General features: G+C 63.0%; 18 protein-coding genes. 2 read left to right on the top strand and 16 right to left on the bottom strand.

All coding sequences use genetic code 11. The features are described 5' to 3' along the window. Positions 1 to 2: 2 nt before the first annotated feature. The 5 genes from CXB49_RS07940 to CXB49_RS23330 all read right to left on the bottom strand — a co-directional run bounded on the left by CXB49_RS07940 (position 3) and on the right by CXB49_RS23330 (position 9,872). On the bottom strand, positions 3 to 2,138 hold the full coding sequence (locus CXB49_RS07940) for a type I secretion system permease/ATPase (protein ID WP_304441844.1): 2,136 nt from the start codon (positions 2,136 to 2,138) through the stop codon (positions 3 to 5). Between the two features lie 239 nt (positions 2,139 to 2,377). Then, positions 2,378 to 5,008 (bottom strand): matrixin family metalloprotease, encoded by a 2,631-nt coding sequence (locus CXB49_RS07935; protein ID WP_101707887.1) that lies wholly within the window; start codon positions 5,006 to 5,008, stop codon positions 2,378 to 2,380. A 99-nt stretch (positions 5,009 to 5,107) separates the two neighbouring features. Beyond that, positions 5,108 to 6,154, bottom strand: coding sequence for an IS630 family transposase (locus CXB49_RS07930; RefSeq protein ID WP_101706528.1), 1,047 nt, complete (start codon positions 6,152 to 6,154; stop codon positions 5,108 to 5,110). After that, complete coding sequence (locus tag CXB49_RS23335; protein ID WP_158300672.1) at positions 6,103 to 8,478, bottom strand: hypothetical protein; 2,376 nt, start codon at positions 8,476 to 8,478, stop codon at positions 6,103 to 6,105. Before CXB49_RS23335 ends, CXB49_RS07930 begins: the two co-directional genes overlap by 52 nt. 221 nt (positions 8,479 to 8,699) lie before the next feature. Further along, positions 8,700 to 9,872 (bottom strand): WD40 repeat domain-containing protein, encoded by a 1,173-nt coding sequence (locus tag CXB49_RS23330; RefSeq protein ID WP_158300671.1) that lies wholly within the window; start codon positions 9,870 to 9,872, stop codon positions 8,700 to 8,702. Positions 9,873 to 10,377: 505 nt separating this feature from the next. On the opposite strand from CXB49_RS23330, the gene CXB49_RS23325 reads away from it, so the two are divergent. Both CXB49_RS23325 and CXB49_RS07915 read left to right on the top strand, forming a co-directional pair. Continuing rightward, entirely contained in the window at positions 10,378 to 10,548 is a 171-nt protein-coding gene (locus CXB49_RS23325; RefSeq protein ID WP_158300670.1) for a hypothetical protein, read from the top strand. 106 nt (positions 10,549 to 10,654) lie between these two features. Further along, the gene (locus tag CXB49_RS07915; RefSeq protein WP_101707885.1) at positions 10,655 to 11,365 is read left to right on the top strand and encodes an ABC transporter substrate-binding protein; all 711 of its coding nucleotides are present in this window, start codon (positions 10,655 to 10,657) and stop codon (positions 11,363 to 11,365) included. A 48-nt stretch (positions 11,366 to 11,413) separates the two neighbouring features. Here CXB49_RS07915 and accD read toward each other — a convergent pair whose 3' ends face one another. The 11 genes from accD to CXB49_RS07860 form a co-directional block, all read right to left on the bottom strand. Beyond that, positions 11,414 to 12,283: an acetyl-CoA carboxylase, carboxyltransferase subunit beta gene (gene accD, locus CXB49_RS07910; protein WP_101707884.1), complete on the bottom strand. Its 870-nt coding sequence runs from the start codon at positions 12,281 to 12,283 to the stop codon at positions 11,414 to 11,416. Between the two features lie 77 nt (positions 12,284 to 12,360). After that, positions 12,361 to 13,149 (bottom strand): tryptophan synthase subunit alpha, encoded by a 789-nt coding sequence (gene trpA / locus CXB49_RS07905; RefSeq protein ID WP_101707883.1) that lies wholly within the window; start codon positions 13,147 to 13,149, stop codon positions 12,361 to 12,363. A 10-nt stretch (positions 13,150 to 13,159) separates the two neighbouring features. Next, positions 13,160 to 14,362 carry a tryptophan synthase subunit beta gene (gene trpB / locus CXB49_RS07900; RefSeq protein ID WP_101707882.1) on the bottom strand — a complete coding sequence of 401 codons (1,203 nt, stop codon included), beginning with the start codon at positions 14,360 to 14,362 and terminating at the stop codon, positions 13,160 to 13,162. Continuing rightward, positions 14,349 to 14,972, bottom strand: coding sequence for a phosphoribosylanthranilate isomerase (locus tag CXB49_RS07895; protein ID WP_101710651.1), 624 nt, complete (start codon positions 14,970 to 14,972; stop codon positions 14,349 to 14,351). The genes trpB and CXB49_RS07895 overlap by 14 nt, the downstream gene beginning before the upstream one ends. Before the next feature lie 208 nt (positions 14,973 to 15,180). Beyond that, positions 15,181 to 15,969, bottom strand: a complete 789-nt coding sequence (gene truA / locus CXB49_RS07890) for a tRNA pseudouridine(38-40) synthase TruA (protein ID WP_101710650.1) — start codon at positions 15,967 to 15,969, stop codon at positions 15,181 to 15,183. Between the two features lie 156 nt (positions 15,970 to 16,125). After that, positions 16,126 to 18,558, bottom strand: a complete 2,433-nt coding sequence (locus CXB49_RS07885) for a FimV family protein (protein WP_158300669.1) — start codon at positions 18,556 to 18,558, stop codon at positions 16,126 to 16,128. A 315-nt stretch (positions 18,559 to 18,873) separates the two neighbouring features. Further along, on the bottom strand, positions 18,874 to 21,129 hold the full coding sequence (locus tag CXB49_RS07880; RefSeq protein WP_233492983.1) for a FimV/HubP family polar landmark protein: 2,256 nt from the start codon (positions 21,127 to 21,129) through the stop codon (positions 18,874 to 18,876). Positions 21,130 to 21,317: 188 nt separating this feature from the next. Next, positions 21,318 to 22,328: an aspartate-semialdehyde dehydrogenase gene (locus CXB49_RS07875; RefSeq protein WP_101707879.1), complete on the bottom strand. Its 1,011-nt coding sequence runs from the start codon at positions 22,326 to 22,328 to the stop codon at positions 21,318 to 21,320. Between the two features lie 126 nt (positions 22,329 to 22,454). Beyond that, positions 22,455 to 23,561 (bottom strand): aspartate-semialdehyde dehydrogenase, encoded by a 1,107-nt coding sequence (gene asd / locus CXB49_RS07870; RefSeq protein WP_101707878.1) that lies wholly within the window; start codon positions 23,559 to 23,561, stop codon positions 22,455 to 22,457. 254 nt (positions 23,562 to 23,815) lie between these two features. Further along, on the bottom strand, positions 23,816 to 24,262 hold the full coding sequence (locus tag CXB49_RS24340; protein WP_369826573.1) for a methyl-accepting chemotaxis protein: 447 nt from the start codon (positions 24,260 to 24,262) through the stop codon (positions 23,816 to 23,818). An 8-nt stretch (positions 24,263 to 24,270) separates the two neighbouring features. Continuing rightward, the gene (locus tag CXB49_RS07860) at positions 24,271 to 24,501 is read right to left on the bottom strand and encodes a hypothetical protein (RefSeq protein WP_101707876.1); all 231 of its coding nucleotides are present in this window, start codon (positions 24,499 to 24,501) and stop codon (positions 24,271 to 24,273) included. Between the last annotated feature and the right edge of the window lie 72 nt (positions 24,502 to 24,573).

Genomic DNA, 24,573 nt, shown 5'->3' with positions numbered 1-24,573 from the left:
GCTCAACCATTCTGCAAGGACACGAGATGCGCATAATAGCCGCCTCGTGCGAGCAATTCGTCATGCAGGCCGCGCTCCACTATCCTGCCCTTGTCCATCGCGACGATCTGGTCGGCATGGCGCACGGCGGTCAGGCGGTGCGCGATGATGATGACCGTGCGGCTGGCGCAAATCGCGCGCATATTGTTTTGGATGATCCGCTCGGTTTCAAAATCGAGCGCGCTGGTGGCTTCGTCGAAAATCAGAATGCGGGGATTGGTCAGCAATGCCCGCGCGATGGCCAGCCGCTGCCGCTGCCCGCCGGACAAGTTGCCGCCGTGCTCTTCGACCGCGGTGTCGTAGGCCTGCGGCAATTCGCAAATGAAATCATGCGCGCCGGCCAACTTGGCCGCCTGCATCACGGTCTCAAACGGCGCGCCGGGATCGGTCAGGGCGATGTTCTCGCGTATCGACCGGTTGAACAGCAGATTTTCCTGCAGCACCACGCCGACCTGCCGGCGCAGCCATGAAGGATCGGCAAGCAAGAGATCGATGCCGTCTATGCGCACCGTACCCTGTTCGGGCAGATAAAGCCGCTGCAGCAGCTTGGTCAGCGTGCTCTTGCCCGAGCCAGAGCGGCCGACGATGCCTATGACCTGGCCCGCGCGGATATCCAGCGATATCCCATCGAGAATCGCCGGACCGTCCGGCCGATAGCGGAAGCGGATGTCCTCGAAGCGGATATTGCCTTCCAGTTGCGGCAGGGCCTGCCTGCTCGACGGCAGCTCGCTGCGGGCGTTGAGAATATCGCCCAGGCGGTTCATCGAAATGCCGATCTGCTGAAAGTCCTGCCATAGCTGCGCCAGACGCAGCACTGGCGCGGCAACGCGCTGGGACATCATATTGAAGGCGATCAGCTCCCCCACCGTCAGCCGGCCGTCCATCACCAGCTTGGCCCCCAGCATCAGCGTCGCCAGCGTGACCAGCTTGCCGACATACTGGATCAGCTGTTGGCCGACATTGCCAAGCTGCGTCACGCGAAAGCTCGCCGCGACATACGCGGCCAGTTGCGATTGCCACTTCTGCACGAAATACGGCTCGACGGCCATGGACTTCACGGTTTCGATGCCAGACACGGCCTCGACCAGGAACGATTGATTGTCGGCCCCACGAGCGAATTTCTCATTCAGCCGCTGCCGCAGCGTCGGAACCAGCAAGGCGGAAATTCCGGCATAAACCGGCAGCGACATCGCGACGATCAGGGTCAGCCACACGCTGTAGATGCACATCACGGCGAGGAAGACAAAGGAGAACAATAGATCGATGACGGCGGTCAGCGCCTGGCCCGTCAGAAAGTTGCGGATATTCTCCAGCTCCCGCACCCTGGCCACGGTATCGCCAACCCGCCGCGGCGCAAAATACGCAAGCGGCAAGGCCACCAGATGCCGAAACAAGCGCGCCCCGAGTTCGACGTCGATCCGGTTGGTCGTATGCGAAAAGATGTAATTGCGCAGACCGGTCAGCAAAACTTCGAAGGTCGAGCCGATGAAAAGAGCCATCCCGACGGCGACCAGCGTATTGTAGGTATGGTTGACCAGCACCTTGTCCATGACCACCTGGAACATCAACGGCGAAACCAGGCCGAAAATCTGCAGCACCAGGGAAATGGCCAGCACCTCCAGCAGCAACCGCCGGTACTTGATGATGGCCGGAATGAACCAGGAGAAATCGAAGCGCGCCAGCTCTCCGGCCAGCGATGCCCGCGAGGCGAACAGCATCATCCGCCCGCTTGACCGTTCCGCCACCTCCTCTAGCGACAGCACGCTGGGAGCATCCTTGTTCGCCTCAAGCACAAGCGCGGTCTTGCCGTCGCAACGGGCGATGACGAAATGCATGCCCCCCCTATCCAATGCCAGGACCGGCAGCGGCGCCAAGCTCAAGCGCTCCGTTCTCAGCGGAACCACCCTCGCCTTCAAGCCGATGGAACGCGCGCTCAATACCAAGGCATCGCTATCGAACGCCAAGCCGCCCAGCGCGGCGGCATGCTGCAATTGCCCGGCATCGACGGCGATGCCGTGAAAACGAGCGATCGCCACCAAGGCAGCCAGGCCCGGATCCCGGCGGTTTTGCGCTCCGGCAGCCTCCTGCATGACTTCCATCACGCATCCCTTCATTCTTTCATTTCCAGCCAAGCCCCGGGATACGCGCAGCCGTCGCAGGCGCGCTTCGCCGGCCGGCGGCCATCGCGCGCGGGTCTTTCCGACGACAGGGCCAGTTAAGTAATAACAGTTAGAATCGCGCGGGCAAACCGGCAGGCGGGCTCCCGCCAGCCAAGCCCGATGGCCACGGTGGAGCCCGACGGGCGAATTCGCCGTGACCGCAAGGCCGGCCCGCCGGCTTAATGCGCCGCAGCCATCTGCAGCTCAATACCAGCGCTGCCGCCCTGGGACAAAACGCTGGATGCGGCAGTAGGCACATCGTAAGCCGCCATCGCCTGAACCAGCTGGCCGATGCGGATCTGATCGGCGGATGTCGGCGCCGCCGCCGCGTCCTGCCCATACAGCAATTGCGCCCCGGCGGCGTCCGTGCCGTCCAGCGTCCGGTTATTGGCCGTCAGCTCGTAATACATGATGGAACTGGGATCGGAACTATCGGCAAAACCAAGCGCATGGCCGATTTCATGCAGCAGGACCTGCTCCAGCGTGGCATCGGTCCCCGAATAGCCCAGTTGCCCATCCGCGCCCTGCACCAGCGCATTCTGGCTCGGATCCTCCAACTCGATGGTTGCGCCGGCGCTCATCTGGCCATTCCGTGATTGGGCGCTGGTAAAACCGACGACGCCGCTGCTGGCGGTATTGAAATCCGCCCATCCCAAACGGATATCCGACTGCGAGGAGTCCGAGACTTCGTCGAAGGTGATGCCGGCGACGGAAGACCAGGTGCCCATTGCCTGCTGGACGGCAGCCTCGTACTCGCCGCTCATATAGCTGCTGAACGGCATGCCGCCTGCGGCGACGCTGTCGGCGAGGCTCCAGGTGACGACATCGCCGCCCCACTTTGCCCCGGCCAGCACCGCGGTCCCGCCGCCTGCGGCCGTGGAGGCGCCGGCGGCCGCCGCGGCCTGTCGAAGCGCCGCCTCGGCGGCCGCCGCGTCAACCACGTCCCCCTGGCTCAGATCATATTGGGCGACATATCCGACGCCGCCAGCCAATGCGGCGGCGATCGTCGACTGCGAGCCGGCAAAACCATCACCGTCGTCGGCACCCATATCCTCATCCGAATACTCATCAGAATTGCCACCATCATCTCCGCCAGGATCCCCGCCGTAACCCTCCACAACCGGACTACCATTTGGTTGAAAATCCCCTGATGAAAGTACCGAGCCATTACCGCCATACAGGGTTTCCTGATAAGACGTTTCAGCTCCGGCCGCGTTGTAGGAATAGGCATAATCGACAGTATCGCCGTTGGTCTCGCGGATAGACTCGGCCGACACCAGCCCGGTGCCATTGCTGCCGGTAAAGCTTTGCGTAATCGAAGCGTCTTCGTTTGGCAAACCGCTCAAGGTCTGTACTTGTGAATTGCCGGACACATAATCGATGATCTGAGACGTCTCGGCACCACTAGCGTTGACCCCAGTATAATTCTGGAACTCCTCGGCGATGCCGCTGCCAAGACCGGATGTGATCACCGCTTGCGAGCCGCCCGCGGTGAAGTCGGTAATGGTTTCGCTCACCTGCCCCGCCCCGTTATACATCAGGGTCTCGGCAGCCTGGGAGGGGCCCGGCACGCTCGCGCCATTCAGTGTTGCCGCAGCGCCCGCGTCCAGGGTCAGCGATCCGGAATAGTCCCCGCTGACCGAGTAGTTGGAACCGCTCAGCAGACCCAGCGAGTCGCCTCCGCCGGACAAGGCCACCGCATCGTTGCCGCCAGACAGATTAAGAGACGTGCCGGCCAAGGTATTGATCGTATCGCCGCTGCCGGTGACCAAATAGTTGGAGCCGCCCAGCAGGCCCAGCGAATCGCCGCTGCCGCCCAGGGTCACCGAATCGCCGCCGCCGGACAGATTGAATGCCGTGCCGCCGACCGTGCTGATCGTGTCGCCGGTCCCGCTGACGGCGTAATTACTGCCGCCGACCAGGCCCAGCGTATCGCCAGCGCCGCTCATATTGACGGTATCGCTGCCGCCGGACAGGTTCAGGCCCGCGCCCGCCGACAGATCGACGGTATCGTTGGAAGCCGTCACGCCGACGCCGGCGCCGTTCACCTGCAGCGTATCGCCGCTGCCGGCAATGCTCGCCTGCGTGTTCGCCGCCAGATTGATCTGATCGCCGGCCGCGCTATTGGTAGTCACCGCGATATTGGCGCCGCCCTGCAGGCCCAGCGTGTCGGCGCCGCCGCCCAGTCCCACCGCATCGTTGCTGCCAGACAGATTCAGCCCGGTGCCGCCCCAGGTATTGATCGTGTCGCCGCTGCCGGTGACCGAGTAATTGGAGCCGCCCAGCAGGCCCAGCGAATCGCCGCTGCCGCCCAGGGTCACCGAATCGCCACCGCCGGACAGATTGAATGCCGTGCCGCCGACCGTGCTGATCGTGTCGCCGGTCCCGCTGACGGTGTAATTACTGCCGCCGACCAGGCCCAGCATATCGCCGGCGCCGCTCATATTGACGGTATCGCTGCCGCCAGACAGATTCAGACCCGCGCCCGCCGACAGATCGACGGTATCATTAGCAGCCGTCACGCTGACGCCGGGGCCGTTCACTTGCAGCGTATCGCCGCTGCCAGTAATGCTCGCCTGCGTGTTCGCCGCCAGATTGATTTGGTCGCCGGCCGCGCTATTGGTGGTCACCGCGATATTGGCGCCGCCCTGCAGGCCCAGCGTGTCGGCGCCGCCGCCCAGGCCCACCGCATCATTGCTGCCCGACAGGCTCAGCCCGGTGCCGCCCCAGGTATTGATCGTGTCGCCGCTGCCGGTGACCGAGTAGTTGGAGCCGCCCAGCAGGCCCAGCGAATCACCAGTGCCACTCATATTGACGACATCGCTGCCGCCGGACAGGTTCAGGCCGGCACCCGCGGACAGATCGACGGTATCATTATTAATCCGGCAGTCAAATACCGTACAGAAAGCTCATGCCGCGTAGCGGATTTTTTCATGCCGGAAGTACGACCGGATTCTGGCCGGCTGCTTCTGCAATGAGCGTAAATGGGACAGCACTTTCCCTTGAAGTTGACCGTCTGATCGAACCGGCTCACCTGCGCTCATTCTGGCCTTCAGGTCGCCGTTCAAGTATTCATCCGGGTTCAGTTCCGGTGAGTAGCTGGGCAGGAAGAACAACTCAATCGCCTTCTTGTTCTCTTCCTCCTCCAACCATGCTTGCACCAGCTTGCTGTGATGCACGCGCAAGTTGTCGAGGATCAAGAACACCTTCTTGCCGCCAGCATCACGGATCAGCCGCATCAGAAACTTGATCAGCACCCGGGCCGTCAAGGTCTCCCGGTACAGCATGAAGCGCATCTTGCCTTGGTTGGTAATGGCCGAAATCAAGTTGATGCGCGCTCTTTTCGATTGGGATAACACCAGAACTGGGGTTTGGCCTTTTGGGGCGTAGCCACGCGGAAAGTGCTCAACACTCGACACCGCCGATTCGTCGCCCCAGCTGATTTCAGCCATTTCCGCTTTGGCACGCGCGACGATAGCCGGGTATTCCTCCTTGAGCCATTTCTCGACTGCTGCCGGTCGCTGCTCATAAGCGCGTTTGAGCGGGCGCTGCGGCGTAAAGCCCCAGCGGGCCAAGTACAGACGGACAGTACGGATCGGCAGATCGATCAGAAACATCTGCTTGATTACAGCCTTGACCGCCTGAGCACTCCACAGGGCAAACCTCAGCTTCATCTGGTCTGGCGTGCGATCCACGATGTCCTGCTTGATCCGGGCTTCCTGCGCCTCGGTCAGCCGACGGCCGGTGCCTTCGGCGCGACCGCGCTTCTGTTCTTTGAATCCCTGCGCACCTAGTGCTGCCTCACGCACCACCCAGGCGGAAATGGTGGGGCGGCGCAGCCCGAGTTCTTCGGCAATACTGGCTTGAGACCGGCCTCGCTTGTACATCCGGATAGCGGTACGCCTCAGCTGCTCACGGGCGGCCAGTTCAAGCTTGCGCACATCGATTTTTTCCATGCCGGAAGTATACAATCTGTACGGATTATTACTGCCGGATTAATAGCAGCCGTCACGCTGACGCCGGCACCGTTCACTTGCAGCGTATCGCCGCTGCCGGCAATGCTCGCCTGCGTATTCGCCGCCAGATTGATCTGGTCGCCGGCCGCGCTATTGGTGGTCACCGCGATATTGGTGCCGCCTTGTAGCCCCAGCGTATCGGCACCGCCGCCCAGACCCACCGCATCGTTGCTGCCCGACAGGCTCAGCCCGGTACCGCCCCAGGTATTGATCGTGTCGCCGCTGCCGGTGACCGAGTAGTTGGAGCCGCCCAGCAGGCCCAGCGAATCGCCAGTGCCGCTCATATTGACGGCATCGCTGCCGCCGGACAGGTTCAGGCCCGCGCCCGCCGACAGATCGACGGTATCGTTGGAAGCCGCCACGCCGACGCCGGCGCCGTTCACCTGCAGCGTATCGCCGCTACCGGCAATGCTCGCCTGCGTTTTCGCCGCCAGATTGATCTGATCGCCGGCGGCGCTATTGGTGGTCACTGAAATATTGGCGCCGCCCTGCAGGGCCAGCGTGTCGGCGCCGCCTCCCAAACCCACCGCATCGTTGCTGCCCGACAGGCTCAGCCCGGTGCCGCCCCAGGTATTGATCGTGTCGCCGCTGCCGGTGACCGTGTAATTGGAGCCGCCCAGCAGGCCCAGCGAATCGCCGCTGCCGCTCATATTGACGGCATCGCTGCCGCCGGACAGATTCAGGCCGGCGCCCGCCGACAGATTGACCGTGGCATTCATCGCCGTCACGCTGACACCGCTGCCGTCGACATCTATCGTGTCAGCGCTACTGCCTATCATTGCGCTCGCATTGGAGGAAAGCGTAATGACCGCGCCATCGACGTCGACATTATTGTTTGTACCGGAAACATTGACTGCCTGCGTGCCATTGCTGGCGGTCTCAATTGTTACCTGGCCAGTAGCCACGCCATCAGCGTAGCTGGCAACCGCTTCCGTGCTGCTGCCATCCGAGGACTTGCCGATAGAGTCTGTCGAGGATATCGCTCCGGATGGCGAGTAAAGCGTATCAGTGGCTGAAGTGACACTCCCTGCCGCCATTTGGACATCGCCGCTTTCCACCAAAGCGCCATTCTGGGTATCCGACTGGGTCAACTCACCCGTTTCCGAATTCACGCTTTCGGTGACTACCGTGCCATCGCTACCTTGCGTGACGATGCTGGTAAGGCTTCCGGATGCATCTCGGCTATAAGTATAAACCGTGCCGTCCGCAGAATTCAGCGTTTCGACGGAAGATCCATTCGCGGCGATGACAACCTTCACCGCCGAGCCATCGGCAAATGTGTCGGTATTGGTTTGCCCGCCATTCTGCGCAATCGCCGGATTGCGATTTCCGCTCTTATCAAAGCCATAAATATCATAACCGCTCTGATCATACCCATTTTGATCATAGCCAGCCGTGTCATAAACCGGCGTGGCAGGATTGGGGGGGGCGGCATTGGTCAAAGAAGCCTGCTGAACCGGCGTCAAGGCCTGGTATTGATCCTGACTCGTCGAGAATAGATTCTGCATCTGATTTGCCGATAACGACGCGCTATTCAGCTGGCTGATAGGAATATTGCCCAAAGCCGTGTTCGAAATCGAATTGGACAGAATCAAACTGGAATGCGCAGACAAGGCGTTGTCCAAGCCGGCAGTAATGAGCGCGCCGCTGAACAACGTGCCTACGCCGCTTGACGCCGCCACGGTCCCCAGGCCGACGAGGCCGCCGGTAGACCACATAGAGGGGCCGACCGGCAGCGATACTTCCGTTGTACCCGCGAGATCACTCCCTCCAGAAAAATGAACCAAGTCACCCTGAGCAGAGAAATTATAGCTAGTGTAGTTGCTGCCAGTGCCTGAATTAGTCAGATTGGCAATCCCGGGAGAATCAAGGGACACGTTCGTGATATGGACACCGGCGGGGAAATTTGACGTACCATCCGGGCTAGCGCCAAGATTACTTAACAAAGCAGCCTGCCCCTGAGCATCAGCGCCACCCAGAGAGTGTCCTGTAGTGTAAATCGCGCTTACTGCGACTCCATTCAAAGCTAAGTCCTGCATCGCAGCAGCCAAACCAGCCAGTGCAAAGGCATCAGCTACAGGCTGCGCATCACGCGATACATCAAGAGCAACCTCTGTATCTGTAACTAAGTTCTGCGCATTAGTTGTACCACGATCCGCAATTATAACCTCCCCTGTTTCCCGATTCACGCTTACTTCGCCATAAAACCCGACTTTCGCCATAGAGTCAGCCAATGTAGGATTATTAGTCAGAATATCCTCCATTGAAATACTCATCCACTGACTGCCTAAAACAGGGCCTTTAGGATCATGATAAGTAGCCGCCGCAGCGACAAATAGATCACTAAGCGTTGCAGACGGTGCAGACGGTTCAGACGGTGCAGACGGTGCAGACGGTGCAGACGGTGCAGACGGTGCAGACGGTGCAGACGGTGCAGACGGTGCAGATTGTGGCATCCAATGACTCCGTAATTTTCAAATTATTATTAAATATCAAACAGAATGACGGAATAGCCATCACCTAAAGCCAAAATGTCACCATTTGGACTAACGGCCAAATCACCCATATGATCCAGCCCACCACCAAACTGAACCAATGGTTTTCCTGACACCACATCCACAATGCTATTATTAATTAACACTCGTCCACTTCCACTCGGAAAAGAAGATCCTTTCAAATATAGAAATTTACCACTCCGGCTAAAGCCCATACCAAAAGCCCCAGGAGTGGCATTTCCCTCATCAAAAGAGTGGTAGCGGCGAACTGACAAGGTAGCGCCATCAATCACCCTACCAGTATTTAGGAAAATCTGATTAGTAACGAAGTTAGTTTTCCCTGCTGCCCCCACTGCAAATCCATAAGTCAAAGGCGAAATAGGATTACCTGTCGGTTCCGCAGAAAACCATACGGTCTTAGTCTTTTCCTTACCCAGTGGATCTAGCAATCTGATTGCAGCATCTTTAAACTGAACAATATGTCCATCAATAGCCTTACCATATGTCTCCCTCGTGCCAGTGGCACTAGAAACTATCTTATCATCGGTAGTCCAAGCAGCCATAACAACTGCCAGGCCATCAACATATATTCGATGCAGCGCCCAGGTTTTCGTATCATAAACATGAATGTAGGATGGCTCACCAATAATGCCGACAATAGTCAGCATTTTGCTTCCATCCTTATTTAGCCTTGCACCACGTCCAATTGCTGGATTATCCGGCAGAGCATCGCCACTCAGAGGATCCCACTGCTTTTTAGCTCCAAAGGAAATTACTTTCCCATCAGCACTCCACAGCAAATCATGATCGGGCATATCACCATAATCAAAGGGGCAATGAATTCTAGACTGCAGCCCATTACTCTTCAGATCCCACACTAAAATATCAGTCCTTATCCGGTCAGTGCTCACTGCAATTCCAAGATACCGGCCATCTGGACTAAAACTAATTTTCCGGATCTGAGGTGATTTCATCTCAGAGTTCCTCAAATCAATGATTCTTTTCGGCCTTGGAACTGAAACATCTTTGACATTATCAAAATGAGGGATTTCGCCCGCCGGCACTCCACCAGCACTCTCTGCCATAGCAATAGATCTTAATGTGAACGATGTTATTACGATTAACAAGAAACTCAATGAAGATTTCATTCCTGGCTTTATCATTTTGGCCCTCTCCATATTCACATACGCATAGATTTTTACTACTTAACAACATCAAAAGCCGATATCATGCGAACTTATATGCTCTGGAAAATTTTCAAGCATCGCTCTCGCTAGCCGTGGCACTGATAGCGCGGCAGCGCGTTAGGGCAGCATCTCGATATAAATTACAAATGAGTATATTTGAGACAAAACAAACTCAAATGCTATATTTGTGCATTTGTCGCCAACAATCCACTGGGCGTGTGAAAATTACCAGACAAGGCCAATGAAAAGTTCCGTCGAATATGAATAATTGTTGCGCCGACGGGGAATGAAAATAAAAAGAAACAAATACATTAACTTTTACAAAAAGAGCATGTACGCAGGAGCGCAGGGATGACAGGCGCCACAACGCCATAAAATGCCCTCGATATCAATGCAATCCCTCCATGTCGGCCGCCGATCAACCGACATGCCCGCCGGGACAAGATCCCATGGACGGCAATCACATGACCAAAGCACAGCCTTGCTCTCAACCGCTCTTCCAGAGGCCTTCTGTTCAACCGGCGACGCCAAGAGGCTGAAGCTGGTCGACAGCATCAAACGACAGAGAGGGACGGCCTCCCGATTGGAAGCCGTCGAGGAGGAATGGATGGAGGTGCAGGAGCAGCTGGAGGCGCTGGCCCAGGCGGACTGAGCGCGCCGGAAGCGCGTCACGGGGCGGCGAGAAATTACTTGTAATATCCGCCGCCGTCCTCTTTCGTTAAAAAGAAGCCGGGCTCCCCCGCCAACCGGAACGCACCATGCCGCACGCGCTCACGCACAAGCTCCTGCTGGCCAGCCTGCTGCTGGCCGCGCCCTGCGTTTTCGCCGCGGACGCCATCCGGCTCGCCACCCACCAGCAGCCCCCGCTATCGTTCACCCGCAGCGACAACGGCCATGCCGACGGCCTGGTCGTGCAGATCGTCGCCTGCGCGCTGAACAAGATGCAGCGCCCCTACACCGTCGACGTCCTGCCCTGGGCCCGCGCGCAACTACTGGTCCAGCTGCAGCAGGCCGACGGCTTTTTCGCCGCCACGCCATCGGCGGAGCGGGACGACTACGCCGTCCTGTCCGACGCCCTGATACCGTACGAGCGCCGCTGGTACCTGCTGAAAAGCAGCCCGCTGTCCCCGTCCAGCCCGGACTTCAAGCGCCAGGCCCGCATCGGCGCCTTCAACGGTTCCAATATGGACGGCTGGCTGCGGGACCGCGGCTACCACCTGACCGCCACCCCGGCCAATAGCGAATTGTTGCTGCGCATGCTGCAATCACGGCGGGTGGACGCCGTGCTCGGCAACGGCTACGCGATAGACGCGCTGATCGCCCGGCTCGGCATGCAGGCGGAACTCCGCAGCGAACGGGCCGAAACGCTGCCGATGGGCGTCTATTTCGGCAAGGCTTTCCTCGCCCGCGAAGGCCCGCAATTCCTGCCGCAGTTCAACGGCGCGCTGCAAGGCTGCCGACCCAAATGAAAACGCCGCCCGAAGGCGGCGTTTCTAACAATGCGGGGACGGTGCCGTTCAGACGACGGCCGGCTCCCGCATCAGCAGCGTGACCAGGTCGGCGATCTTGCGCTTCAGCTCGCGCCGGTCGACCACCATGTCCACCGCGCCCTTTTCCAACAGGAACTCGGCGCGCTGGAAGCCTTCCGGCAAGGTCTCGCGCACGGTCTGCTCGATCACGCGGGCGCCGGCGAAGCCGATGCGCGCCTTCGGCTCGGCCATCACCACGTCGCCGAGGAAGGCGAAGGAGGCCGACACGCCGCCCATCGTCGGATCGGTCAGCAAGGAAATGAACGGCAGCTTGTGCTCGCTCAGCAACTGCAGCGCGGCGCTGGTCTTGGCCATCTGCATCAGCGAGTTCAGGCCCTCCTGCATCCGCGCGCCGCCGGAGGCCGACACGCAGACGAACGGCGCCTTGGCCTCGACGGCGGCCTGCACGCCCCGCACGAAGCGCTCTCCGACCACCGAACCCATCGAACCGCCGATGAACTTGAACTCGAACGCCGCGACCACCGCCGGCAGCGAATGGATGCTGCCCTGCATCACCACCAGCGCGTCGTCCTCGCCGGTGTCGCTCTTGGCGGCGGACAGCCGGTCGGGGTACTTCTTGCTGTCCTTGAACTTGAGTATGTCAACCGGCCTGACCTCCTCGCCCACCTCGCGCCGGCCTTCTTCGTCCAGCAGCAGGTTCAGGCGCTCGCGCGCCGACAAGGGATGGTGGTGGCTGCACTTGGGACATACCTGCAGATTGCTCTCCAAGTCGGTGTAATACAACACCGCTTCGCACTCCGGGCATTTGCTCCAAAGCCCCTCGGGTACCGCGGAAGGTTTGTCGGCGCGATTCTCGCGCTTGATCTTCGGCGGAAGGAGCTTGTTCAACCAGCTCATGCTGACTCCTTGAATCTGGGTGTCCGGGAATGTTTCCCGACACATTGCAACGGGGGCGCTGCGCCCCCGTCGATGTTCTAGCGGATGGCGGCCTTCAATTCGGCCACCAGATGAGTTAACTGCTCTCTGGCAGTTTCGGGTGTCGCCGCCTCGATTTCCTGTACCAGCCGGCTGCCGACCACCACCGCGTCCGCGGTGACCGCGATGGCCTTGGCGGTCGCGGCGTCGCGAATGCCAAAACCGACGCCTATCGGCAACGGCAATTGTTGTCTGAGGGCAGTAATTCTACGCGCTACGTCATCAATGTCCAGATGTCCGGCGCCGGTCACGCCCTTCAGCGACACATAATAAACGTAACCGCGCGCCAGGCGGGCAATTTCCGCCACCCGCTCCGGCGGCGTCGTCGGCGCCACCAGGAACACGGTATCCAAACCCTCGGCGTCCAGCGCGGCCTGCAACTCCGCGGCCTCTTCCGGCGGGCAGTCGACGGTCAGCGCGCCGTCCACGCCGGCGGCCTTGGCCCGCTTGGCGAATTCGACATAGCCCATCGCGCACAGCGGATTCAGGTAGCCCATCAGCACCACCGGCGTCTTCGCGTTGTCGCGACGGAACTCGGCCACCATCTCCAGCACGTGGCGCAGACCCACCTTGTGGATCAGCGCGCGCTCGGAAGCGCGCTGGATCACCGGGCCGTCGGCCATCGGATCGGAGAACGGTACGCCCAGCTCGATGATGTCGGCGCCGCCGTCCACCAGACCGTGCATCAGCGACACGGTCATGCCGGGATTCGGATCGCCGGCGGTGATGAACGGAATCAGGGCCTTCTTGCCCGCAAGTTCGGCAAAACAGTTGGCAATGCGTGACATTCTCGCCCCCTTACAGCGTGATGCCGGACAGGCCGGCCACGGTATTGATGTCCTTGTCGCCGCGGCCCGACAGATTGACCAGTATCACCTGGTCCTTGCCCATCGTCGGCGCGGTCTTGGCGGCCCAGGCCAGCGCGTGGCTGGACTCCAGCGCCGGAATGATGCCTTCCAGGTGACAGCAGTCGTGGAAGGCGCGCAGGGCCTCGTCGTCGTCTATCGCCGCGTACTCGGCGCGGCCGATGTCCTTCAGGAAGCTGTGCTCCGGACCGACGCCCGGATAGTCGAGGCCGGCGGAGATCGAGTGGGTCTCAACGATCTGGCCGTCCTCGTCCTGCATCAGATAGCTCTTGGAGCCGTGCAGCACGCCGACCTTGGCGCCGGCGGTGATCGGCGCGGCGTGACGGCCGCTGGCGAGGCCGTGGCCGCCGGCCTCGACGCCGACCATGCGCACGCCGGGCACGTCGATATACGGATGGAACAGGCCGATGGCGTTGGAGCCGCCACCGACGCAGGCGACGATCACATCGGGCTGGCGGCCTATCACTTCCGGCATCTGCAGCTTAGCCTCGCTGCCTATCACCGACACGAAATCGCGTACCAGCATCGGATACGGATGCGGACCGGCGGCGGTGCCCAGGATGTAGAAGGTGGAATCGACATTGGTCACCCAGTCGCGCATCGCCTCGTTCAGCGCGTCCTTCAGCGTCTTGGAGCCGGACTCCACCGGCACCACGGTGGCACCCAACAGCTTCATGCGGAACACGTTGGGCGACTGGCGCTTGACGTCCTCGGCACCCATGTAGACGACGCACTCCATGCCGTAGCGGGCGGCGACGGTGGCCGTGGCCACGCCGTGCTGGCCGGCGCCGGTCTCGGCGATCACCCGCTTCTTGCCCATGCGGCGGGCCAGCAGCGCCTGGCCGATCGCGTTGTTGATCTTGTGGGCGCCGGTATGGTTCAGGTCTTCGCGCTTGAACCAGATCTGCGCGCCGCCCAGCTGCTCGGACCAGCGCTTGGCGTGGTAGACCGGGCTCGGACGACCGACATAGTGCTTGAGCTCGTGATGGAACTCCTGCCAGAACGTCGGATCGGCCTTCACGCGAGCGTATTCCTGCTTCAACTGGTCCAGCGCCACCATCAAGGTTTCAGCGACGTAGACACCGCCATAGGGGCCGAAATGCCCCTGCGCATCCGGAAAATCATACCGATCCATGTCTTGCTCCTGATATGAAGGCCGCCATTCTGGCGGCATTTTTGATACCCTTGCCCGCCTCCACTCCGCTGGAGACGTCCACCGCCGCCGGCTTCACCCGGCGCACGGCTTCGATGATGTTGTTTTCGTCCAGCCCCCCGGACAGGATCAGCGGCAGCGGCAGATCGTCCGGCAACAGCGTCCAGTCGAAGGTGGTGCCGGTGCCGCCGTGCGCGCCGTCGACGAAGGCGTCGGTCAGCAGCCCGCGCGCGTCCGGGTAGCGGCGCGCCCACTCCATCAGGTCCACGCCCGGCTTCACCCGCACCGCCTTCAGATAGGGCCGGCGGAAGGAGCGGCAGAACTCGGCCGTCTCCTCGCCGTGGAACTGCAGCACGTCTATCGCGCAGCCGGCCAGCACTTCGTCCACCCATTCGCGCTCGGGATTGACGAACAGGGCCACCACGCTGACGAAGGGCGGCAGCGCGGCGATCACCGCGCGCGCGCCGGCTATCGACACATTGCGCGGGCTTTTTTCGTAAAATACCAGGCCGATGGCGTCGGCGCCCAGCCGGGCCGCCTCGACGCCGTCCTCGGGCCGGGTGATGCCGCAAATCTTGATTCTGACCACAATTCCTCGCATCCGCTTGATAACGATTAAAACATCAGCGCCATCTCAGAGCCTGCTCCACCCACTCATTGCGCGGGCTTTTGCCGTCGAACGCCGGGCCGGTGGTCTCGGCGTCCGGCAGGCCGCCTCGGCGCGGTCTTCGCGCCGGATGATGCCGCAAATCGTGATTCTGGCCACAACTCATCGCATACGCTTAATCACGATCAAAACATCAGCGTAATCTTAAGCGCGCCGCCTCGCAGCGCGACGGCAGCGCGAACGTCTCCGGATAGCCTACGCCGGTCAGGTACAGCCCGTCCGGCATGAAGGTCGGCGGCGCGCTGGTGCGGTCGCGCGCGGCCAGCAGCGCCTGCATGTCGGCCGGGCTCAGCGCGCCCTTGCCGACATACAACAGCGCGCCGACGAGATTCCGCACCATGTGGTGCAGGAAGGCGTCGGCGTTCAGATCGAAGCGCAGCAAACCGTCCGCCTCGACGATGTCCAGCTGCTGCAAATCCTTGACCGGCGACTTCGCCTGGCACTCCGACGCGCGGAAGCTGGAAAAATCGTGCCGGCCCAGCAGGCGCGCCGCCGCGTCGCGCATCGCGTCCACGTCCAGCGCCTGATGATACCAGCCGACCTTGCCCGCCAGCAGGCAGGACCGCACCGGGTGGGTCAGCAAAAAATAGCTGTAGCTGCGGGAAAAGGCGGAAAAACGGGCGTGGAACGCGTCGTCCACCTGGCGCGCCCACACCACCGCCACTTCCGGGGGCAATAGCGCGTTGACGCCGCGGACCCAGGCGTTCAGCGGCCGGGACGCGTCGGTATCGAAATGGACCACCTGCATCGCCGCGTGCACGCCGGCGTCGGTGCGGCCGGCCGCGGTGGTGACGATGTCCTTGTCGCCGGCGATCCGGCTCAGCGCCTGGTTCAAGCGGTCCTGAACCGTGTTGCCGTGCGGCTGGCTCTGCCAGCCGGCGAAGACGCGGCCATCGTACTCCAGACCCAGCGCGATTCGAATAGTGTTACTGCTCAATGTGAAGGCTTTGCGATCTCGGACTGCGATTCGACGGGCCGCCCGCTCGGGGCGGCGGGGAATCGCCCTATTATGGCAGCAACGCCGGCTAGCGTATACAGAGGGGAAGCGGGGCCGAAACGGCCCCGCGGACATGCCGGATCAGCGGCCCTGCTGCGCCTCGCGGATCAGGGTGTCCGCGGTTTCCTTGTCGCCCATCTCCAGATAGAGCTTGGCCAGCTCCATCTTCTCGCTGTCCGGCTCGACGGCGGCGGCCGGCTGGACCGCCGGGGCCGGCGGTTTCGCGGCCGGCGCCGGAGTCGGCGCGGGTGGAACCGGCGTCGGCGCGGGCGCCGCTTCGAGCGCCGGCTCGGCCTCCGGCATGGCGGGACGCGCCGCCGGCACCGGCTCCAGCACGCCGACGCCCGGCATCGCCGTCGTCTCCGGCGCCGCCTCGGCCTGGAACAACGGATGGCCCGGCACCTTGTCGCGCCCCAGCTCGCACACCCTCATCCACAGCGTGCCGTTCGGATCGAACAGGCCCTTGGTGACGGTCGCCTCGCGGACGAAGGGCTCCTTGTCCGGCTGGGACGCCAGCACCTCCAGCAGCTTGTAGCGCAGATCCTGCCGCATTGGCTCCTTTTCCAGCGCCTCGCGCAGAATGGCGATCACCTGATCGTCGCGGCCGTAGGCCAGGTAGACCTCGGCCTCGGCCATCACGTCGACCGAGCCCAGATCGATGCCGTCGCCCTTCTTCAGCGAGCCCATCAGCGACGTCAGCGGCCCCAGCGTCAACAGCGCGGACGCCCCCTTCTCGGGATCCCCGGCGGGCTGCTCGGCCTCGTCGACCGGACCGCTGCGCTTGCGGCGCATCAGCAGCAAGGCCACCAGCGCCAGCGCGGCCGCGGCGCCGCCCAACTTGATCTGCACATCGCGGTCGTTCAATGCCGTCAGCGTCTGGTCGACCATGCCGACCGGCCTGGCCGCCGGCTTCGGCGGCGATTTCTCTCCCGGCGCCACCGCCCGCGCGACCGGGACGGTTTCCACGCGGATCACCGCGGGCGGTCCGGCATGCTCGTCGCGCCGGGAAGGCCTGGACGGCGCCTTCGGCGGCTCGGCCATCGCGACCGGCTCCGGCTTCGTCGTTTCGGCCGGCTTCTTGTCCACCGGCGGCGCCGCCGCCGCGGGCGCGGCCGGATGGGCGGACGCGGACTTGGTCTTGTCGTGCTGGATCTCGCGAAGCTTCTGTTCCAGCTCCCGGGTCCGCTGCTCGGTGGCTTTCAGCGCCTGGTCCTGGGCCAGCAGCGTGCTGCGCATCCGGTGCTCCGCCGCCAGTTCCGTCGCCGACGCGGCCGGCTTCGCCTGCGGCTTGGCGGCGGGCTTCGCGACCGCCTTGGCTTCGGGCTTGGCCTCGGGCTTGCTTGCCGGTTTGACCGGCGGCTTGGCCGTCGCCGGCTGGGCATGATCCGCCTGCCGGCCGTCGGCGAGCAGCTTGGCCATCGAGCCGGGCTTGGACTCGGCCTGCGCCGGCTTGGCGGCCTCGCGGGACTCGCCGTCCCGCAGCTGCCACTTGGCCGGATAACGCAGCTCGGCGCCGGCCAACAGCTTGTTGGCGTCGCCGCGGATGAAGGCGTCGGGATTGTCCTTCAACAACCGGGCGGCGACATCCTCGCCGCGGGCGTGGCCGTGCATGCGCGCGGCGATGCCGGACAAGGTGTCGCCCTTGCGCACACCATAATGGCTGGACGCTTCGGCCGCGGCCGGCGCCGGCTCCGCATGGGCCGACGCCGCGGCCTTGTCGAAGGCCAGCGCGTAGACTTTCTGCGCCTTGACGTTGCCGGCGGCGACCTCCAGCCGGAACGACAGGCGCGGCATGGTGATGGGCAAGGCCGACGACAACTGCAGCACGCGGCGGCCGTCGGCCGAGCGTTCCAGCCGGTAGGCGATGGACGCGACCTGCTGCAGGTGCTCCCTGGCCGCCGCGCTCTGCACGACATCGGCCGATATCGCCACCTGCACCTGCTCGGCCTTGTCGAACACGCCGCCCAACAACGGCAACTCCGCCAGCAGCGGTTCGCCCAGCCGGGAGCTGACGCGCAGATCGCCGAGGCCTGCGCCGTCCAGCCTTGAACCCTGGTCCGGCGTCGCCGCGTGATGCTTGCCGTCGTCGCCGCCCGCCGGGACGGGCGCCTTGCGGCGCGGTCCGTCGCGTTTGTAATCGACCTCGAATTCGCGCACCAGGCTGCCGGCCGGCCAATGCACCTCGACCGCGAAACGCAGCAATGGCTCATTGAAACTGGCCGGACCCTTCACCAGGACTTTCTGGATATGTCCGTCGCCGCCGCGCACCAGATTGAACTGCAATACCGAGGCCGAGGTGCTGTATGGCGACAGCAGCGGGTAATGATTGCGGTCGGCCAGATTGGCCTGGGCGAAATCCTCGACGTCCTCGTTCACCACCGGTATTTCGGCGGCAAACGCTTCGCCATCGGCCGACAGCACATGAATGGGGCCCAGCCCCGCATGCGCTGCGGAAATGCCGCCCAAACCAGCCAACAGCAGAGCCAGGCTCGCCTTGCGAAAATTTGCAGACATCATTGAGGTTCCCAATCTTACCGCGTACACGATTCCGTCCGGATTCGACGGAACAAACCGTCATTTCGCCCTAAAAGCCGGAACAGGCGCTAATGCCCGGCATTCTACAGATTCATATAATTAAACCTTATAGCACTTTCGATTGGCAATCCCATATCAATTGCGATTGCCCGTGCCAATATTCCCGCCGTCGTGCCGGCGACGATTATACCGACGCCGATGCCGATACGGTTTGCAAACTGAAATCGCCGGACCGCGGCATAAAAAAACCGGGCGTCGCCTAATCCGACACCCGGTTTTTCGCGAGGTCCGCGATCAGCTGCTGATCTTGTCCAGCAAAGCCTGGGCCTCGTCCCGCAACGGCCCCTGCGCCTCACTCAGCAGATCCTGCAAGACTTCGCGGGCGCCCTCCCGGTCGCCCATGTCGAGGTAGACCTTGGCCAGATCCAGCTTGGTCGCCAGCGGGTCGTCGAGCACCGACAGGCCCTCGGCCTCGACCTTGGCCTCCGGCTCGGCGGCGGCCTGGGCGGGTTCCGCCGGCTCGGCCAGCATGTCCGCGTACAGCGACTCCAGCCCCTCGGCTTGCTCCGCCTCCGGCTTGGCCGCCTCCGCCGGCGCCCCGTCGAGATTGAAATCGAAGTCGAGCAGATTGGCCTCCGGCGCCGCCGCCGGTTCCGTCGCGGCTTCCTCGGCCGCCGCGGCACCCTCCTCCGGCAGCATCGCCTCCAGGTCGAAATCCAGCGCGTTGGCTTCGGGCGCCGCCGCTTCGGCGCCGCCGGCCGGCGTGTCGAACAGCGCCGCCAGCGGGTCCTCCTCTTCCGGCGCGCCGGCGGCCGCTTCCGGCGCCTCGGCCGGCTGAGCAGCTGCCGGCTGGTCGCCGCCGAACAATTCCTGATCGAGGTCTATCATCACCCCCGGCGTCGCCGGCGCCAGTTCCTGCTCGGACTCCGGCTCGGTCTGATACAGCGGGTTCTCCGGATCGATCGCGCGGCCCAGCGTCACCGTGCGGCCCCACATCACGCCCTTGCCGTCGAAGGCGACATGCATCTCCTTGGCCAGGCGTTCGAAACTGGCGGGGTCCGGCCGGGCCGCGTACACCTCCATCAGCTTCATTCTGACCTCGTGCCGCGACGGATCCTTCAGCAAGGCGTCCTTGAGGATTTCCTCGGCCTGCTGGTCGCGGCCATAGGCGATGTAAACCTCGGCCTCGGCCACCGGATCGACTTCGCCGGCGTCGATAGCACCGGCGGCCTGGGTGAAGTTGCTCATGAAGGAATTGCCGGCGCCGGCGGTGTTCGGTCCCGGCGCCGCGGGCGAGCGGCCAAGCGTGGCGCTGCCGCTGCCGGCCATCAGCGAGGACGCCGCGGCGCGGCGACGAACAATCATCACAGCCAGCAAGGCCAACAGGCCTATGGCGGCGATGCCGCCGCCGACCAGCGGCAGATAAGCCAGCACCCGGTCAAGCAGCGAGGGCTTGGCCACCGGCGGCGGCAAGGCCACGTGCGCCGGCTTGTGGTGGGGCTTTTCCGCCGGTTTGGCCTGCGGTTTCGGCGCGCTGGCGGCCTGGACCGGCGCGCTGGCCGGCGCCGCCACCGCCGCCGAAGCCGGCGCGGCGACGACCGCGGCTGCCGATGACGCGGCCGGCGGCAAGGGCTTGCCGGTCTGCATGGCCCGCAACTGCTGCTCCAGCGCCGCGATGCGGGTGGTCGCGTCCTGCAGCGCCTTCTCGCGCGCGTTGATCTGCTGCTGCAGATCGTTGAGCCTGGCATTGTCGGGCGAATCCCCCGGCGCCAGCTTCAGCACATCCTTGCCGGTCGGCGCGGCGCCGGCCTGGCTGCCGGCTGAGGCGCCCGGCTGCGCCGCCGGGACGGCGTCGCCGAGAATGCCGGCCACTTGCTCGGCCGACAAGGACTTGATCTTGCGCGCCGACGGCACTTTCAGCACCGCGCCCGGCTGCGGATGGTTGACGTCGCCGGAGAAAGCGTCAGGATTGGCCTGGGCCAGCGCGGCCATCGTCTGACGCAGCGAAGCGCCTTTCGGCCTGACCCGCTGCGCCAGAGAACGCAGCGTGGCGCCCTGGCGCACGCGCAGCTCGGCCGGCGCCGCCGCGCGGACGGGCCTGGCCGCCGGCGCCGCCTGATAGCGGCTGGCCTGGTCGCTGTCTGCATAGCTGGGCGCATCCTGCACGATGTTCTGGCCGGCCGCGTAGTTGGCCGGATCGAGCAGAACCGTGTATTCGCGCACCGAGCGGCCCGACGGCGCCTTGGCCTCGACGACGAAGCGCAGATAGGGATCGTTGATCGGCTGGGTGGAGCTGACGCGGATGATCGCGCCGCGGGCGCTGGCGTTGAGCGCGAAGCGCAGCGACGACAGCGAAGTGGCGTAATCGACGTTCAGCGCCTGGAAGGTTTCAATGCTGGCCAGCCCCACCCGGACCGCATCCATTTCGCCGGGCGGCACCCCGGTCATTTCGATGTCGGCCCGCAGCGTCTCCCCAAGATTCGAACGGACGTAGATTTTCCCCAGCCCGGCCCAGGCGGCGGCAGAGCACGCCAGACCGACCAACAGCACGCCAAGTTTGAGTTTTCCCTGATTTCTCACTGTCTACCTTCCGGTACTGTCTTTATCTGAAATCTTATCGACGGGCACCCGACAAGAGCTTGTTCAAAGCCCTTGGGTAACTGCTGCAATCTTAGGCCCTGGCAAGGCGTTTAGCCAGACTTCATGACAATGAGCGGCCATGAAGTCCGACCGGGTACTCACATCAGCGCGCTCTGCCCCGCAAGCAGTTCGGCGATGCGCACGCAATGAATGGCCGCGCCGGCCCTGACATTGTCGGCCGACAGCCACAGGCTCAGCACCTTGCCATGCTGGCGCAGGCGGCTGATCCAGACGCCCTCGTTGCCGGTGGCTTCCATAGGCGTGACGTAGCCGCCATGCTTATCGCGGCCCACCAGCTGCAATCCTGCGGCCTTCAGCCGCGTCTGAACTTGCTCGAGGTCAAAGGCTTCATGCAATTCGACTTGAATCGCCCAACTATGGCCAAAGAACACCGGCACCCGCGCGCAAGTGACTTCCAGCTGTTCCGGCTTCAACTTCAGCAGCCGCGCGGTCTCGTCGCGCACCGAGCGCTCCTCTTCCGAATCGCCGTTGTCGTCGACGTCGCCGATCTGCGGCAGCACGTTGAAGGCGATGCGCTTGGCGTAGACATGGTTTTCCGCTTCGCGCTGCGAGAACAGCGCGGTGGTCTGATCGGCCATCTCCTCCATCGCCTTCTGGCCGCTGCCGGACACCGCCTGGTAAGTGGCCACGGTCACGCGGGCGATGCCCAGCGGCGCGAGCGGCGCCAATGCCAGCGCCAGCGGCGTCACCGTGCAATTGGGCACGGACACCAGCGGCGCGCGGCCCAACTCCTCCAGCTCGGCGGCATTCAGCGCCGGCACCACCAGCGGCACGCCGGCGTCGCCGCGGAAGGCGGAACTGAAATCCACCACCGCCGCGCCGGCATCGCGCGCCTGCGGCACGTACTGCCGGGACATATCGCCGCCGGCGGCGAAAATGGCCAGGCCGACGTTCTCGAAGTTGAACGTGTCGACCGAATGAACATCCAGCTCCAGATTGCCCAGAGACACGGTGGCGCCGTCGTGCTCGGCGCCGTCCACCGCGAACACGCGGGCGGCCGGGAAGTTGCGCTCGGCCAACAGTTCCAGCACGGCCTGGCCCACCAGGCCGGCTGCGCCCACCACGGCGATCTGCAGAGAAGTCGACATATCTTGTTCCTATCGTTACCGCCGGCGTCGTCCACGCCGGCATTGCAATGCGAAAAGGGCACCGAAGTGCCCTTGAGTTTTTTGGCCCCGGCATGACCGGAGCGAGGCTTGGCGCTATTCTACCCGTCAGCGCTCGATCAGGATACGCAGCATGCGGCGCAGCGGCTCGGCGGCGCCCCACAGCAACTGGTCGCCGATGACGAAGGCCGACAGGTACTCGCCGCCCATGTTCAGCTTGCGCACGCGGCCGACGCCCACTTCCAGCCCGCCGGTGACGGCGGCCGGGGTCAGTTCCCGCACCGAGATCTCGCGCTCGTTCGGCACCCATTTCACCCAGTCGTTGCCGGACTTGATGATGGATTCGATCTCGGACAGCGGCAGATCCTTGTTCAGTTTCACCGTCAGCGCCAGGCTGTGGCAGCGCATCGCGCCGATGCGGACGCACAAGCCGTCGACCGGCACCACGCTGGACGTGCCGAGAATCTTGTTGACCTCGGCCTGGCCCTTCCACTCTTCCTTGGACTGGCCGTTATCCAGCTGCTTGTCTATCCACGGAATCAGGCCGCCGGCCAGCGGCGCGCCGAAATACTCGGTCGGCACGTCCTCGCGTATGGCCTGGGCGACCTTGCGGTCGATGTCGAGGATGGCCGACGACGGCGTGGCCAGCTCGTCCGCCACCGAGGCGTGGATCGCGCCCATGCCCTTCAGCAGTTCGCGCATGTGATTGGCGCCGCCGCCGGAGGCCGCCTGGTAGGTCATCGACGACACCCAGTCGACCAGGCCTTCGCGGAACAGGCCGTTGATGCCCATCAGCATGATGGAGTTGGTGCAGTTGCCGCCGATGTAGTCCTTGACGCCGTTGGCCAGGCCCTGGTCTATCAGGCTGCGGTTGACCGGGTCCAGCACGATGATGGCGTCGTCCTGCATCCGCAGCGTCGACGCCGCGTCTATCCAGTAGCCTTTCCAGCCGGCGGCGCGCAAGCGAGGATAAATCTCCCCGGTATATTCGCCGCCCTGGCAGGTGACGACCACGTCCATCGCCTTCAGCGCGTCGATGTCGCCGGCGTCTTTCAACGGCGGCACGTCGCGGCCGATGTCCGGCGCCTTGCCGCCGACATTGGAGGTGGTGAAGAACACCGGTTCCGCGATGACCGCGAAATCGTTTTCCTCGCGCATCCGCTGCATCAGCACGGAACCCACCATGCCGCGCCAGCCTACAAAGCCTACTCTCACTGGAAATCTCCCGAGTCTGTCCTAAGTCCGAATTGCGATCGCCGCCCCGGCCCAGGCCGACGCGGCGTTTGAATTTTTCTTAGCCCATTGTGCAGCGCGCCACCACGGCAGGCAATGGGGTAAATCGTTTTTATTGTGAAGGTTAGCGGAACAATGGATTTAGCGGGAATGAACGGGCGGCGCGGCCGCTTCAAACAGCGCGGACATACCTGAAGTCTAGCCGTCGCGGATGGGGAGCCAGTAGATGCCTTGCCCTAAACCGGGCCATGCGGATGAAGGGCCTCGGGAGAGTCGGCCTTGGCTGAACGTTGCGCCTTGCCGATGGCAGCGGCAGCTTCTGTGGACACTTGCGCGACATGCTCGGACAGTCGACGCGCCTCTTCGGATATGGCCACCAATCCCTCGCTCAGCCCCCCGCCCTGCTCGCCGGCTCGCGCCGCTTCGATGGCCGCATTGAGCGCCAGCAGATTAGCCTGCGCTGCAAGACTTCTGGTCATGCCGACAATCAAGCCGGCCTCATCGTCGGACATCGTGGCCGGCATCGACAATGCCACATCTGCCGCAGCCGGTCGGTCGGCCTCCCGCCTCGCGTCTTCGCCCGCCAAACGCGAGCGGGCGCGAAAAGCGCAGACCACCGCCACGACGGCAAAAAAGACTGCCAGCCCGGCAACGCCAAAAACCACAAGCCAGTATGCGCTCATCGCCGTCATCACCCACCTCCGCTAGTCTTGCGCGGGAAATCAATGAAATTATATAGCAGCCAGAGGTTTAGAACCTGCATAAGCAGATAAAACAGAAATGCGCACACAAGCGAAACTATCCAATAGGCAGGCACCGGATTGCCTTCGATCACGCTTTTCACCGCAGGCGCAATCGCACCTGTCAGCACTGCCAGCGTCAGATTGTCGATTATCTTGACGAGGTGCTTGAGAAATTCCATGAGACGCGCCCCATAGATTTCAACCAGTACAGCATGCCACATAAAACCGATGGCGGCATGATCGATGCCATC

Source organism: Chromobacterium sp. ATCC 53434, from assembly GCF_002848345.1.
Taxonomy (GTDB): domain Bacteria; phylum Pseudomonadota; class Gammaproteobacteria; order Burkholderiales; family Chromobacteriaceae; genus Chromobacterium.
The sequence above is the reverse complement of the archived record's forward strand: the minus strand, read 5'-3'. Positions and strand labels throughout refer to the sequence as shown.